We start from the raw sequence: 13,556 nt of genomic DNA on the forward strand, positions 1-13,556 counted from the left end.
GGCCGTCAGGACGGTTGCGCGGTCGCGGCGCCCGGCGCGGGCGTTTCCGCCTGCGGGGCGGGGCCCGCGGTGCGTGCGCCGGCCGGGCGTTCGATCAGCGGCGCGAGCGCCGGCGCCATCGACTTCAGCAACTGCACGGCCATCGCGCTCGTGAAGTCGTAGCGTGCCGCATACGGCTCGTGCGCCGTTGCGGTCAGGACCCCGAAGAACCGGTCGCCGAGCACGAACACGAAGGTGCCGCTGCGGTTCACCTTGCGCGACTCGATCAGCCGCGCGCCGCGCGCATAGACGTTGAAGCGCTGGTCGCCCGTCCCCGTCTTGCCGTACACGTCGAGCGTCTTGCCGTCGGGCAGCGTGAAGCCGCCCGCGAGGCGGCGCGCGGTGCCGTTGAGCACGACGTCGCGCAGCAGCGTGTGCGCCACGTTGACGATCTCCGGCGACAGCATCGGCTGCGGCTGGGCGGCCGCGCGCACGAAGCGCGTTTCGTACGGCGTGCCCTTCGCGAAGTCGAGCCGCGTGATCGTCTCGGTCGGCGCCTTCTGGCCGCCGTTCGCGATCAGGCCGATCAGTTTCGCGAGTGCGTCGGGCTGGTCGCCCGATGCGCCGATCGCGGCCGCGTACGACGGCGTGACTTCCGCGAACGGGTAGCCGAGCGCGCGCCACGACTTCGTGATTTCAGCGTACGCGCGCAGCTCGACCATGCGGCGGATGCGGCGGTCCTGGGTCGCGTGGTAGCGCGTCTTGTACAGCCACGAGTACGTGTAGAAACGCGCGTCGCGGCTCTCGCGCTGGACATCGGCGAGCGACGCTGCCGGGTGCGCGCGCAGGTAGTTGAGCGTCCAGAGCGCGAGCGGATGCACGCTCGCGATATAGCCGCGATCGTTGAGGTTGAAGCGGTCGATCGCGTACTTCGCGTAGAGCCTGGCGAGATCGTCGTCGGACAGCGTCGCGGCCGGCGTGCCCTTCAGTTGCACGCGCATCTGCGCATCGAACCACGCGAGCGATTCGTTCGGTGCGACGCTGCGCAGCACCGTCGCGATCTTCGGCGGCGATTTGCGCACGTCCTTCAGCATCAGCGCGAGCGCGTCGTCGGGCGCCTTGCCCGCATAGCGCGTGTAGTAGCGCTTCACGTAGACCTGGCTTTCGCCGTCGACGAACTGCTGCAGGTAATGCCGGCGCTGCTCCGGATCGCCGAGCCACGATGATGACGGGCCGGCCGCCTGCAGCGTCTCGTAGTGGACGATGTCGCGCATCAGCCGCACGAACACGAGGTTGACTGAATGCTCGAACGCCTTGTGCAGCGTCAGGATGCGGCCGTTGTCCGACTTCTCGAAGTTCGAGAACACCTGCGCGCCGCCGCCCGTGTAGAACACGTCCGGGCTCGCCGAATACTTGCGTTCGACGGCCGCGTCGAGCATCGCCTGCAGCGAGCGGTCGCGCGTATGCGACAGGTAGTCGAGCGCCCAGCGCGACAGCCCGTCGATCGGGTCGGGCTTCACGCGCGCCAGCTCCGCGTTCGACAGGTTCGCGTAGCGCGCATGCAGGTCGGACACGATCTGCAGGTACGTGATCAGCGTGCGCAGCTTCGCGGTCGAGCCGAGGTTGATGCGGCCGCCGCGATTCACGTCGAACGGCTCGTTCACGCTGTCGGTCTGCACGCGCAGCAGGTTCGCGCCGTTACGGTGTTCATACAGCGTGAAGCTGTACGTGAGGTGCGACGGGTCGTCCTTCGGCGCGAGCATCTCGAAACCGTACAGGCCGGCCTTCTGCGCCCCGTCGCGCGTCGACGCCTGCGCGAGCCGTTCGGCGACCGCCTGCTGCACGCCGTTGTCGAGCGTGCTGGTTGCCTGCAGGTCGAACTGGTCGAGCTGGTACAGGTCGCTGATGCCGAGCGCCGACAGCAGCGACGCGCGCGCGGACGTCACGGCCTTGCGCGACACGAACGACTGCACGTGCGCGGCGGCCGGCGGCGCGCTGCGTTCGATCTGCGCGGCAAGCGCGGCGTCGCGCAGCGCGGGCGAGATCACGCCGCCGTTCGACAGCAGCCGCAGGTAGCTGTCGGTCAGCTTCTGCAGCGCCGGGTAGCCGCGGTTGAGAAAGTACGACGGCGCGCGCTGCGCGATGATCAGCGACAGCACCTCGCGGAACGTCTTGCCTTGCTCGTCGACGTTGTCGCCGGTCGTCGGCGCGGACAGGATCCGGTTCACGTCGTTGAAGTCGCGGCCGTACCACGCGGCGAGACCGTCGCCGATGCCGGTGATTTCGCCGATATGCGGCCGTGCGGCGAGCGGCACCGAGTTCAGGTAGCGCACGACGATGGTGCGGCGTGCGAGCATCGTCTGCGGGCCGTTCAGGTACGCGCGCACCGACGCGGACGCGATCTGCCGCAACTTCTCGGGCGGCGTCGCGGTGCGGCCCTCGGGCGAATGGCGGAACTTCTCGATCTGCGTCGCGAGCGTGCTGCCGCCCGGGCGCGCCTGATGGCGGTTGACGACGTGCAGCGCCTGGTCGGCGACCGCGCGGCCGAAGCGCCCCCAGTCGATCGCCGGGTTGCGGTTCGGTTCGTTCGCATCGAGCAGGTAGCGATCCTCGATGAACAGCAGCGAGTCGGCCACCACGCGCGGCACCAGATCGAAGTCGGCGTAGACGCGCTGCGGGAACACGGTCGCGAACAGCGGCGCGCCGGTCGAGTCGAACAGCATCAGGCCCGCCTGGTCCTTTTCTTCAAACGGGAGGAACAATCCGCGCTCGCCGAGCGACAGCATTCGCTGCGAATCGCGCGCCTGCTTGCTGACGACGAAGCCGCGCGAGAGCAGCCGCTCCTGGAACGCCGGAATCATCGCGTAGCCGAGGCGCTGGTCGTAGGGGCCGTTCGCGGGGAAGCGGATGTGATCGCTCGGGCCCGTCTCGACCGTGTAGCCGACATCGCGGGTGAGCTCGGACAGGTAGTGCGCCTGCAACCGGGACGTTTCGATCTCGCTCTGCACGAGTCGCGCAATGATCGCCACGGCGATCAGCAGCGCGGCCAGCAAAGACCACTTGACCCACGTCCAGACCGATGCGGGACCGGTCACGCGCGGCAGGATACGATTCAGCGGCCGATTCATGGCGGCGTCTCCCTGAAGGCGCGGGCTCCGGCCGCACCCCATTAAGGATTAGTGTAGTCCTCCGCAGCGGGCTGCCAAGGACGTTCACTACCGAGATGCGTCGACGCAACGCGCATGCCTGCGACGCGCTGTAACCCGCGTTGCGTTGCGATGGTGCATGCCGTCGCATGCGTAACGTTTGCGCGTTTCGTGCCGCGGGTGTCCGTGTGCTGGGGTGAGTCGGCGGGCAGGCCCGGACGGCGGGGCACGCGGGGGCAATGCACCGGTTTCGGGCGGTGCGGCGGCGCGACAATTGGGATCGGAACCCGACCGTAAAAATGTGTCCGGCGCCCGACGATGCTGCGGGTTTCCGTGATGGTCGCGCGTGTCGGTCACGGGTACGATCATTGGCTATGCGGCGCATTTCCGCTTTTGCCGGGAGTCCCATGCCGATCCACCCCGTCGCGCTCGTTTGCACGGCCATCCTCGGGCTGCTGCTGTTCGGGCTCGGGCTCGTCGTGTCCGTCACGCGCTTCCGGTGCACCACCGGTTCCGGGTGTGCGGCCGATCCCGCGAACGGGTTGCACAAGATCGTGCGCGCGCACGGCAACACGGCCGAATACGCGCCGTTTCTCGCGGTGCTGTTTCTCTACTTCGGTACACACGATCCATCGCGCGCGATCCTGACGCTGATCGTCGCGGCGACCGCGTGCCGCTGCCTGCTCGTGATCGGCCTGCTTGCCTGGCCGACGATGGCCGACCCGAATCCCGCGCGTTTCGTCGGCGCGCTCGGCACGTATCTGTGCGGTGCCGCGCTGTGTCTCGCGCTGTTCGTCTGAATGGCGGCGCCGGCAGCATACGACACGGACCCTGATCCGGGAGGCGGCTGCGGCGCGCGGTGATATGCTCGCGGGACGCCCGCGATCGACGGGCAGATTCCGACTGCCTGCGCGCTGCCGCGTTGCACGGCATTTCCGAGGGAAGAACCGACAACATGAGCCGCAAATTCATTCTGAAGGGCGACACGACCGACCACGGCGGCGTCGTGCTCGAAGGGATCGCCAATTCGTCGTTCGACGGACGCGAACTCGCCTATCTCGGCGCGGCGGTATTCTGCGCCGCCTGCAAGTCGCCGGGCGTGATCGTGTCCGACGGCGGCGAGCGGACGATGACCGTGATGGGCAAGGTCGTCGCGCTCGAACACGACCTGTGCCAGTGCCTGTGCACGCCGCAGCCGAAGCTGATCGCGTCGCAGGCCACCGGGACGATCACCGGGTGAAACCCGCCGCGCGGAGGCGGTTGCCATCCGCGCGGCATCGACTCCCGGCCGCGGGCCGTCAGACGCTGCCTTCGGTTTCGATCACGAGGATGCGTGCTTCACCGAGCGGATGCGCGACGTGCTCGGTGCCGGCCGATGCGTGGAACACGTCACCCGTTTCGAGCACCGTCGCGTGCTCGACGCCTGCTTCTCGATAGCGCATCTCGACGCGACCGTCGAGCACCGCGAACACTTCCTCGCCGTCGTTGACGTGCCACCGATACGGCTGGTCGGTCCAGTGCAGGCGGACCGTAATGCCGTTCAGGTTCGCGATGTCGAGCGCGCCCCATGCGCGGTCTGCCGTGAACGCGGCGCTGCGGATGATGTTCATCGATGGGTTCTCCGGCGCGAATGCGCGTCGTTTTCGTCTTCCAGTCTTCGAGCGTTCAAGTCGATTGTCCGGCGTCGGCATTCAGCGCGACCTCGCGCGCAGCGCCTGTTCGATCGTCGCCTTGCGCGTCGCGAAACCCGCCGCCGACCGTTCGGTGACGCGCTTCACGACCGCTGCCGGTGCGGTGTCGGGCGAACCGGCGTCGAACGGCGGTGCCGGCGCGTATTCGAGTTGCAGCTGGATCGCCTGCGCTTCTTCCTCGCCGGCCAGCTCCGCGGCGATCGTCAAGGCGAAGTCGATGCCGGCCGTGACGCCGCCGCCCGTGATCAGGTTGCCGTCGCGCACCACGCGCTCGCGCACCGGCACCGCGCCGAGCGGTTCGAGCAGCGAGTGGAACGCCCAGTGCGTCGTCGCGCGCCGCCCGTGCAGCAGGCCGGCCACGCCCAGCAGCAGCGCACCGGTGCACACCGACGTCACGTAGCGCGCGGCGGCCGCGCGCTGCTGCACGAACGCGATCGTTTCGGCATCGAGCAACAGTGCGTTGATCCCGATCCCGCCCGGAATGCAGATCACGTCGAGCGGCGGACAGTCGTCGAACGTGCAGGTCGGCGCGAGCGCGAGTCCGCTGCTCGATGCGACGGAGTCGCGCGACTTCCCGACCAGATGAACGGTGGCGTCGGGCAGCGACGCGAGCACGTCGTGCGGGCCGGTGAGATCGAGTTGCTGGACGCCTGGAAACACGAGAAAGCCGATATGCAGGGTCATGCGAAGACTCCGATTGGATGGGGGCGGGCCGTAGCCGGTACGGGATGGACAGGTCGATTCTAGGCGCGTAGTGTTTGGCGAAATTGCCATATCACCCACGTTTTCAGCCAATCGCCATGCCTGCCACCCCGCGTTCGATCCTGATCCTCGCGTTCCCTCGTGCCCAGCTGCTCGACGTAACGGGGCCGCTGCAGGTGTTTGCGTCCGTCAACGAGCTGGCGCAGGAGCGCGGCCAGCCGGCGCCGTATGCGCCGCGCGTCATCGCGGCCGAGGCGGGGCCCGTCGAGACGTCGTCGGGCCTCGTCGTGATGGCGGAATCGCTGCGCTCGGCGGCGCGCCATCCGGACACGCTGATCGTCGCCGGCGGCAAGGGCGTGCATGCGGCATCGAAGGATGCGCGGCTGGTGCGCTGGGTGCGGCAGCAGGCGGCACGCACACGGCGCGTGGCATCGGTCTGCACCGGCGCGTTCCTGCTCGCCGAGGCCGGCTTGCTCGACGGGCGGCGTGCGGTCACGCACTGGGCGCGCTGCGAAGAATTCGCGGCACGCTATCCGAATGTGCGCGTCGAATCCGACCCGATCTTCATCCGCGAAGGTGCGTTGTGGACGTCGGCCGGCGTGACGGCCGGCATCGATCTCGCGCTCGCGCTGGTCGAGGAGGATCTCGGGCGCGCGACCGCCCTCGACGTCGCGCGCGAACTCGTCGTGTTCCTGAAGCGTCCGGGCGGGCAGGCCCAGTTCAGCACGATGCTGTCGATGCAGCGCACCGACGACCGGTTCGGCGAACTGCACGCATGGATGGCCGAGCACCTGACGGGCGACCTGTCGGTGCCGGCGCTGGCCGAGCGCGTGCGCATGAGCGAGCGCAGCTTCGTGCGCCACTATCGCGCCGGAACCGGCCGCACGCCCGCGCGCGCGGTCGAGCAGATCCGCGTCGAGGCCGCGCAACGCCTGCTCGGCGAAACGGCGTGGCCCGTCAAGCGGATCGCCGCGCGTTGCGGCTTCGGCTCGGAGGAGACGCTGCGCCGCTGTTTCGTGCGCGTGCTGGGCGTGTCGCCGCAGGGGTATCGCGAGCGATTCGTGCGGTGATGCGCGGCGTGCGACCGGCGGGGCCGGAACGATCGCCGCGTGGGACTGAACGGAAATCAATCGATTTCCAGTCCGAAACGCCGAAACTATTCAGGATCGGAGAACAATGGGTGGGGACTTGTGCCGCGCCCGTCGCGCGCTCTATTCTATTCTGTTGGCGATTCGAAGGGGGGCAGCATGGACCGAATCCAGGCAATGGAAGTTTTTACCCGCGTGGTCGACGCGAACAGCTTCACGCGCGCGGCCGACACGCTCGCGATGCCGCGCGCGTCGGTGACGACCATCATCCAGAATCTCGAGGCGCTGCTCGGCGTGCGCCTGATGCACCGCACGACGCGCCGGCTGTCGCTGACGCCGGAAGGTGCGGCGTACTACGAGCATTGCATGAAGATCATCTCGGAGATCGCGGAGGCCGACGCGAGTTTCCAGACCGGCAACCGCAAGCCGAGCGGCGTGTTGCGCGTTCACATGCCGAGTTCGCTCGGGCGGCGCATCGTGCTGCCGTCACTGTCGATTTTCCGGCAGCGCTACCCGGACATCACGCTCGAACTGGGGCTCTCCGACCGCTACGTGGATCCGGTCGAGGAGGGGATCGACTGCATGATCCGGGTCGGGCCGCTCGAGGATTCGTCGATGGTCGCGCGGCGGATCGGGATGCTGAAGCGCGTGACTTGCGCGTCGCCCGACTACCTCGCGCGTCACGGCGAGCCGCACGAGATTGCTGATCTCGCCGACCACCACGCGGTGAATTTTCGATCGAGCCACGGTGCGCGGGCGATTCCGTGGGTGTTCATGATCGACGGCAAGCCGTTCGAGGTGCGGATGAACGGGAGCGTCACGGTCAACGATTCGGATGCCTACGTGACGTGCGGGCTCGAAGGGTTCGGGATGATCCAGCCGACGCTGTTCATGGTGCTGCCGCACCTGCTCGACGGCTCGCTGGTCGAGGTGCTGCCGGACTGCAATCCGAAGCCGAAGCCGATTTCGATCGTCTATCCGCACAACCGGCATCTGTCGCAGAAGGTGCGCGTGTTCGCCGACTGGATCGCGGAGGTGTTCGAGTCGACGCCGTCGCTGGAAGGGGGGGAGAACTGGCGGGGGCGGGTGGGGGCGCAGGCGGTCCGAGAGCCGCGCAGCTCGGTGGCGGCGTAGCCTTGCGCGGCGAGACCGGCCGAGCGAGTCGCGCCCGATCAGGTCGGGAGCATGCCGATGCGCGGATTCAGGCACGCATAGACGAGACTGAGGGCGAGCAGCGCGAACAGCAGCGACGTGACGATGCGGGCGACCGTGCGTGTGCGTTCGATCCGGATGAAGAGCGTGCCGCCGACGAGCATCAGCGCCACGCCGATGTAGAAGCTGTTGGCGAATTCGCCTAGGTCGCGTTCGACGAGGCTGTCCGCGAAGCTCATGTAGTCGTAGCTCAGCAGGCGATGCAACTGGTCGGGCGTCGACAGGTTGACGAATGTGCCGGCCACGAACACGAGCCCGATCAGCGTGAGCAGCGTGGCAATGACGATCATGATGCGTCGCTTCATCGGTCAGCCCACGTTGTAGAACGCCTGGATCTGCGCGTTGACGAGCACGATCAGCATGACGAAGGCCCAGCCGAGCACGAGCGCGAAGCGCCTGCGGCTGCGATGGGCGTCAAGTGCAAACAGCGCGGCCATGGCGTTGAGCGAGGCCAGCGCCAGCACGTAGAAGCGGCTGGCGAACAGGTCAGCCTCAGGGATCGCGCGGTCGACGTGATTGACCCAGTGATAGGTGATCGGCTTGAGGGCGAGGCCTTCGCCGATCACGGCGGGGTCGAGCAGGCGCGAGAGGGTCGGCGCACCGGCAGCGGCATAGCAAAGCACGACGGCCGCGAGTGCGAGAGCGGCGGTGCGCCATGGCTTGTCGGGGGTGGTCGGGATCATCGGGTGACGTCGGCCGTGTAATGGACGGCGTCATTGTGCCTGCGAAGCAGGGCGGCGTTGATGCACGACTGAGGTGGTGCGAAGGCTGGCTCGTGAAAGCGGAACCGGCGCATCGGAAGATGCAAATGAAAAAGCCGCTGTTTCTTTCGAAACAGCGGCTCTCGCATTTGGTGGCGAATCAGGGATTCGAACCCCGGACCTGCGGATTATGATTCCGTCGCAATGCCCCGCATTGAACCTGCTTTATCCAGCAAATCAATGAGTTACGGATTTTTTGTCAGTATTGCATCGGCACTGGCCAGCAATGCCGTTGACACTTGGTTGTCGTGCGATGCTAAGGCAGGGCGTCGACTTCCCGCTTGAATGCGAGCATGAGCGCCGAAATGCGCTCACCCTCGACCTGGTCCGGAATCGATTCACCGCATTCTGGGCAGAAGTCGGCTGTGATGGATCGGATATTCGTCGTATGCCCCTTGTACGAAAACGCAACGTCACGTGTGTCTCTAAGGAGTTCAGCGGCACCGCACGCCGGGCATTTCATATCCGTTCCTCACTAGGGTATCTGTCTAGGCTATGACCCTTTGGGTCCGCGAAGCACATAGTATCGAGCCGTGCCAATGTTTCGCGGTTCCTTCGAGCTTCCGCGAGCATTACGCAACCCGGAACCTATATTTTCCTTACTTCGAGAATGAGCACAATCTCAGTCTGATCTCGGGACGTGCTGTGACCGCTCGCCCACCTCGGTAAGAACGAAAGTCCAGATCTCGACGACGAATCGTGGGACTGAAGTAGTCCGCCGATCACAGCGATATCGCCATCTTGCATGGAGGTAACCGTTTGCAGCCTCCGCGTGTTCTTTGTCGGTGACGTATTGACGCCCGTCGACGTCCGCACAAAGTCTGAGATTTCCTCTTGGATTGCAAGCTCGATGCTGTCACGCATGACCGTCGGCAGAACGTCGAAAATTACCCCTGCGTCCTGATACACGACTGACTGTACGGGCGTTCCACTTGGTCCCTGATAGCTAACCTGTCCCTGTGTTGGTACGAGCTGTCCGGCATTCAGACGGGCGGACTCACCCGATAGAACCGTAACGTTCGGTCGCGTCAGCACCTTGAACCGGCTATCCGCATCCAGTGCTTGGATGCCCAAATTCAAGGCATTACCCGCATGCAACTGTATAACAGCCGCTGCTGGATCGGACAGCCCGCTGTTGATACCTAGTGCTGCGCCTAGCACGTTGACAGCCAGAGAGAACCCTGACTGATCTTGCATCGTGTTGTTGACCTCATATACCCATGCTCGAAGGTTGACCTTGTCGCGAGCTACATCGATCATCGGCAGCACCTCGCGTAATGACTCAACCTCTGCCTGGGTGCCAAAAAACACTAACCGGTCAGTGGCCTGGTCGACATATGAAGCGGCCGATCCTTGGGGGACGTCATGCGATAGCTCCCCAGCAGTCGCGGCAGGCTTCGACTGCGTCGTGGAGGCTGATACTGGCGATACCCCCCGTTGCGTCGTGAATCTTCCTCCGACAAGCGGTTGAACCATGCGCATCAGATAGTCAGCCTTCCGGTACCTCGGCAGGTATACGAATGGCTCGCGTGTCTCTTTTGGGTGAGCCGTTTCCAGCTTCTTCCCGATGAAGTCCACACCATCACGTGGTGTGACCTCGTAACCGAGCGAATCGAGAAACGTCGATAGGAACCGACGCAAATCGCTGTTACTCGACTCATAGCGGAACGAAACTTGTCGCTGATCGGCGAGAACATCTGGGCCGAGTACGTGCGGTGTTTTTACCGCGTTCTCGTATACAAAATCCACGACAAACGAAACTGTCCCGAAACGCAGGTCGAACGAATTTCCCTTTGAGTGTTGCACCATCGGGTGCTTGGGTTCAGCCTGCACGGACGGTGGCAATGGCGGATCAGATTGACCACCGACGAGCGACGATAGCGCCGGCAGCGGTGGCACCATCGGCGCAGACGCCGATTTTTCGGCCACTGCTAAGGCAGGCCACAACGCAGCTGCTATGAGCAGATATTTGACGTTCATTTCGACGTGCTCCCCGAGAGAAGGGAGGGCGAAGAAAGCGCCTTGGCCCCTGACCACATCGACACGCGTTCACCATCAACGCGGCCAACAGTCGCCGACCCCAACCCGTTGAATGCCGCTGGGGAGTCGACGCGCATTCGACCGGAGCTATCTGCAAGCACAACATACTGCGTCTGATCGGATTCGAAGCGACCGAGTACGCGCCAGGTATCCGAGAAATCGATAGATTTCGTGGAAGGCGCGGCATTGGGGGCAGGCATACCCGCCGTTCCAGCGGTCGCTATGCTCGATGTCTGATTCGTGATGGTACCCGTGCTACTCGCCATTTTTGCATTGGGCTGATGCGTGAAGTACCTAAATAGCAGCCAGCCTCCACCGAGCAATAGAAACAGCACAACTGCGGCGAACGTCGCAATCTTGCGACCGCTGAACAGATTCTGCCGTCGATCGACTACTGCCTCCTGCCCGGTACCTCCTGCATAGCTTTTGTAGAGCGGAAAAATCTCAGCTTTGTAGGACCTGTAGTACGTCGCGACGCGTGTTTTCGCATTCTGCTTCCATCCATCATATTGCTCGACGCGATATTGGTTGGGTCGCCCTAACGACTTTAGTTTGTGCATCACAAACGAAAGCTCGATCACCGGCCGCAACATCCGATGCAGGTCGCCGATCGACTGAACCATGATAACCACGTCGCACGAGAGCTTCGTTATCGGGTGCACGAAATGCCGATGCATCCGGAAGAACGCAACATGCTCCGCTGTCATCTTCTCGCCGAACGCCCAAAGCTTCCAACCTTCATCGATCGCGACTAAATCGCCGGGCTCAACGAGTCCTGGAGTCACCGTCGACCCCAGCGATGACTCAACTTCGACCGGAAAGAAGCCATCTTCTCGCACACGTTCTGTGGTGACGTGCACGATCCGACCAAGCTTCGTCGGGTCGATTTGCCGCGTCTCCGCTAAATACGCATGCACTGCGTCTTCCTTGATCCCATCGATGTTCGTTACGACGCGCCGTCCGCGAGAGATAGCCTCAAGCAGCGGGCCGGATACGACTTCGTACGATTTGCCAGACCCCATAATTCCGCAATATGCGTTGATCGACATAGCTAGCTCACCCGATCAACGGAATGCGACGCACGATGAAGCGTGCTGCGTAAGCAGAAACAACCAGTTTGGCACCGTAGCTAAACGAGCAAAGATCGAGGAAGTACCAAACACCGGCACCGACTCCACCGAGTGCTGCGGACAAAGACGATGCGCTTGGCAAAATACCTGTGCCCTGGAGATACGTAACTGCCTCCGTAACGAAGAAGTACAGCGCGAAATAAAAGACGAACTTCACGAGGACTGACCGGAACAGCCATGTCATCGCCGACCAAACGGCCGACATCAATATTGCGTACATAGATCACCTCACGCAGTCAAAACGATGAACACCGATGCCATCAGGAACACGACAGCGAATGCCGTACTAATCGCGGTGCGGTTTTCCTCGAAAATGATGCAGTGCTGATCCATCGTGAAGCTGTGGTCGAATAGTGAGAACGTAGGCGTCGGACATGCTGATTCGTGATTCGGAACTGCGAACGACGAGAAGCCCGGCAGCATATTTATGATCGGTCCGAGAATCATTTGGATCGTCGGTGTATTTTCTAGGGACGGCTGCGGAACGCTCGGATTAGGTCCGAGGTCGATTGCACACGGTGGCTGTCCTGGTGCACCGCATTGCGGTCCGGTGCCGGTGCCGGTGCCAGTGCCAGTGCCAGTGCCGGTGCCAGTGCCAGTGCCAGTGCCAGTGCCAGTGCCAGTGCCAGTGCCGCCGCCTGTTCCTGCACCACTACCAGGGGTTGGATTGACACCTGGTGTCGAGTCCGAAGAGCCAGGCGTGTTATGAATTGGGAGGGAGCCGACCGACCCACCGGCGCTGGATTGCCCTTGACTGCCGGACCCCGAGCCAAATCCAAGCCCGTCACCAACCGTTGGTGTATAGCTAGGGTTTGCCTTCTGCCAGTCTGTCGCATCCTGTGTCGTAACCGGACTGCTTGGGTTGTACGGTATGCCTTGGTACCCCGGCAACTGCGAAGCAGCTTGCCACAATCCATTGACAGTATTAGCCATCAGCTCGGGATTGATCGGCTGAGATTTCTCTGAATCAGGTACATTTTTGGCCGCAGTCGCAATGTCGGTAGATACCGGATTCCCGTAATCAAAGTCCCCGCCGGACGACAGCTGAAGGTTCGGCGGAGAGCCGAACTGAGGCGGGAAGTAAACCGACGTCGGGCCCGCGCTGCCAGAGACCATGTACGTGCAGTGTCCGATGCCGTCGCAGCTACCCGCCGATTCGGTGCTCGACCTCGTAACTCCATAGCATGCTTGGGGCGCTTGATTGTCTCGGTCGACGAAAGCTTGAAGTGCTTCGCTATCCGTCAGATAGTCCTTCTCAAGACTGCGACCACAGGTTTCCGGGAACTCGCCCCACACAAAGAAGTACGAGAAGGAGCCAGCCGGGGGAGCAGTAATGGCGGTGGTCGATGTGACTGCGTCGCCGGAATCGAATAGCCACTTCACCATCTTGTCTAGGCCGAGCCCAATGGCCCAGTTCGCTACAGCACCAATGACTGCGCCAACGACGATGCCGACAAAGCCGCCCCCGAAACCAGCTCGAGCACCGTTTGCTGCGCCGGTCGCAACAGTCTCGACCGCCTGAATGGTCCTTGTAACCTTTACGTCCGTGACTTCCAGCCCCATCGAGCCTAGCTTCTTGTAAAGGAGCCCCGATGTTTCCTGTTGAATCTTTCCGTAGCTATATGGCGTAGTCGGATCTACGTAGGTTGAAACGATATTTCCGACTTTGTCGAAAACCAATACAGTTCCTGCGTGAGTTTGAAAGGCGACACACATTGCCAGCGCTGAGCACAAGATCTTTCTCTTCAGCATTGTTATCCCCTCAGGCCGGTTACACATGCCCAACCGCATACGATGCCCCAGGCGA

At 63.5% G+C, this 13,556-nt stretch carries 13 protein-coding genes; 4 read left to right on the plus strand and 9 right to left on the minus strand.

Annotation, left to right across the window (positions count from 1 at the left end; all coding sequences use genetic code 11):
* Positions 1 to 5 precede the first annotated feature (5 nt).
* Complete coding sequence (locus tag G3N98_RS12985) at positions 6 to 3,107, minus strand: transglycosylase domain-containing protein (RefSeq protein ID WP_206148382.1); 3,102 nt, start codon at positions 3,105 to 3,107, stop codon at positions 6 to 8.
* Between the two features lie 425 nt (positions 3,108 to 3,532).
* On the opposite strand from G3N98_RS12985, the gene G3N98_RS12990 reads away from it, so the two are divergent.
* Together G3N98_RS12990 and G3N98_RS12995 are read left to right on the plus strand one after the other, a co-directional pair.
* Positions 3,533 to 3,925, plus strand: a complete 393-nt coding sequence (locus G3N98_RS12990; RefSeq protein WP_241025892.1) for an MAPEG family protein — start codon at positions 3,533 to 3,535, stop codon at positions 3,923 to 3,925.
* A gap of 155 nt (positions 3,926 to 4,080) precedes the next feature.
* The gene (locus G3N98_RS12995; RefSeq protein ID WP_039359956.1) at positions 4,081 to 4,365 is read left to right on the plus strand and encodes a PAAR domain-containing protein; all 285 of its coding nucleotides are present in this window, start codon (positions 4,081 to 4,083) and stop codon (positions 4,363 to 4,365) included.
* 58 nt (positions 4,366 to 4,423) lie between these two features.
* On the opposite strand, the gene G3N98_RS13000 is transcribed toward G3N98_RS12995, so the two are convergent.
* Complete coding sequence (locus G3N98_RS13000) at positions 4,424 to 4,735, minus strand: cupin domain-containing protein (RefSeq protein ID WP_089446345.1); 312 nt, start codon at positions 4,733 to 4,735, stop codon at positions 4,424 to 4,426.
* Positions 4,736 to 4,816: 81 nt separating this feature from the next.
* Complete coding sequence (locus tag G3N98_RS13005; RefSeq protein ID WP_206148383.1) at positions 4,817 to 5,500, minus strand: DJ-1/PfpI family protein; 684 nt, start codon at positions 5,498 to 5,500, stop codon at positions 4,817 to 4,819.
* 116 nt (positions 5,501 to 5,616) lie between these two features.
* On the opposite strand from G3N98_RS13005, the gene G3N98_RS13010 reads away from it, so the two are divergent.
* Together G3N98_RS13010 and G3N98_RS13015 are read left to right on the plus strand one after the other, a co-directional pair.
* Positions 5,617 to 6,588, plus strand: a complete 972-nt coding sequence (locus G3N98_RS13010; RefSeq protein WP_206148384.1) for a GlxA family transcriptional regulator — start codon at positions 5,617 to 5,619, stop codon at positions 6,586 to 6,588.
* Between the two features lie 177 nt (positions 6,589 to 6,765).
* Positions 6,766 to 7,740, plus strand: coding sequence for a LysR family transcriptional regulator (locus G3N98_RS13015; RefSeq protein ID WP_089431654.1), 975 nt, complete (start codon positions 6,766 to 6,768; stop codon positions 7,738 to 7,740).
* A gap of 38 nt (positions 7,741 to 7,778) precedes the next feature.
* Here the strand turns inward: G3N98_RS13015 and G3N98_RS13020 are convergent, their stop codons facing one another.
* The 6 genes from G3N98_RS13020 to G3N98_RS13050 form a co-directional block, all read right to left on the minus strand.
* A complete protein-coding gene (locus G3N98_RS13020; RefSeq protein WP_206148385.1) occupies positions 7,779 to 8,123 on the minus strand; it encodes a hypothetical protein in 345 nt (114 codons plus the stop codon).
* Between the two features lie 3 nt (positions 8,124 to 8,126).
* Positions 8,127 to 8,501, minus strand: a complete 375-nt coding sequence (locus G3N98_RS13025) for a hypothetical protein (RefSeq protein ID WP_206148386.1) — start codon at positions 8,499 to 8,501, stop codon at positions 8,127 to 8,129.
* Between the two features lie 666 nt (positions 8,502 to 9,167).
* Positions 9,168 to 10,559 (minus strand): type II secretory pathway protein, encoded by a 1,392-nt coding sequence (locus G3N98_RS13035; RefSeq protein WP_206148388.1) that lies wholly within the window; start codon positions 10,557 to 10,559, stop codon positions 9,168 to 9,170.
* Positions 10,556 to 11,668 carry a zonular occludens toxin domain-containing protein gene (locus tag G3N98_RS13040; RefSeq protein ID WP_206148389.1) on the minus strand — a complete coding sequence of 371 codons (1,113 nt, stop codon included), beginning with the start codon at positions 11,666 to 11,668 and terminating at the stop codon, positions 10,556 to 10,558. Before G3N98_RS13040 ends, G3N98_RS13035 begins: the two co-directional genes overlap by 4 nt.
* Positions 11,669 to 11,675: 7 nt before the next feature.
* Positions 11,676 to 11,969 carry a DUF2523 family protein gene (locus G3N98_RS13045; RefSeq protein WP_206148390.1) on the minus strand — a complete coding sequence of 98 codons (294 nt, stop codon included), beginning with the start codon at positions 11,967 to 11,969 and terminating at the stop codon, positions 11,676 to 11,678.
* Between the two features lie 8 nt (positions 11,970 to 11,977).
* On the minus strand, positions 11,978 to 13,501 hold the full coding sequence (locus tag G3N98_RS13050; RefSeq protein WP_206148391.1) for a hypothetical protein: 1,524 nt from the start codon (positions 13,499 to 13,501) through the stop codon (positions 11,978 to 11,980).
* Between the last annotated feature and the right edge of the window lie 55 nt (positions 13,502 to 13,556).

The sequence above is a fragment of the Burkholderia sp. Tr-20390 genome (assembly GCF_017104595.1).
Lineage (GTDB): Bacteria > Pseudomonadota > Gammaproteobacteria > Burkholderiales > Burkholderiaceae > Burkholderia.

What these genes read in the sequence shown, in the direction of transcription:
- G3N98_RS12985 (WP_206148382.1), bottom strand. Translation starts at nt 3,107, where the DNA reads ATGAATCGGCCGCTGAATCGTATCCTGCCGCGCGTGACCGGTCCCGCA.
- G3N98_RS12990 (WP_241025892.1), top strand. Translation starts at nt 3,533, where the DNA reads ATGCCGATCCACCCCGTCGCGCTCGTTTGCACGGCCATCCTCGGGCTG.
- G3N98_RS12995 (WP_039359956.1), top strand. Translation starts at nt 4,081, where the DNA reads ATGAGCCGCAAATTCATTCTGAAGGGCGACACGACCGACCACGGCGGC.
- G3N98_RS13000 (WP_089446345.1), bottom strand. Translation starts at nt 4,735, where the DNA reads ATGAACATCATCCGCAGCGCCGCGTTCACGGCAGACCGCGCATGGGGC.
- G3N98_RS13005 (WP_206148383.1), bottom strand. Translation starts at nt 5,500, where the DNA reads ATGACCCTGCATATCGGCTTTCTCGTGTTTCCAGGCGTCCAGCAACTC.
- G3N98_RS13010 (WP_206148384.1), top strand. Translation starts at nt 5,617, where the DNA reads ATGCCTGCCACCCCGCGTTCGATCCTGATCCTCGCGTTCCCTCGTGCC.
- G3N98_RS13015 (WP_089431654.1), top strand. Translation starts at nt 6,766, where the DNA reads ATGGACCGAATCCAGGCAATGGAAGTTTTTACCCGCGTGGTCGACGCG.
- G3N98_RS13020 (WP_206148385.1), bottom strand. Translation starts at nt 8,123, where the DNA reads ATGAAGCGACGCATCATGATCGTCATTGCCACGCTGCTCACGCTGATC.
- G3N98_RS13025 (WP_206148386.1), bottom strand. Translation starts at nt 8,501, where the DNA reads ATGATCCCGACCACCCCCGACAAGCCATGGCGCACCGCCGCTCTCGCA.
- G3N98_RS13035 (WP_206148388.1), bottom strand. Translation starts at nt 10,559, where the DNA reads ATGAACGTCAAATATCTGCTCATAGCAGCTGCGTTGTGGCCTGCCTTA.
- G3N98_RS13040 (WP_206148389.1), bottom strand. Translation starts at nt 11,668, where the DNA reads ATGTCGATCAACGCATATTGCGGAATTATGGGGTCTGGCAAATCGTAC.
- G3N98_RS13045 (WP_206148390.1), bottom strand. Translation starts at nt 11,969, where the DNA reads ATGTACGCAATATTGATGTCGGCCGTTTGGTCGGCGATGACATGGCTG.
- G3N98_RS13050 (WP_206148391.1), bottom strand. Translation starts at nt 13,501, where the DNA reads ATGCTGAAGAGAAAGATCTTGTGCTCAGCGCTGGCAATGTGTGTCGCC.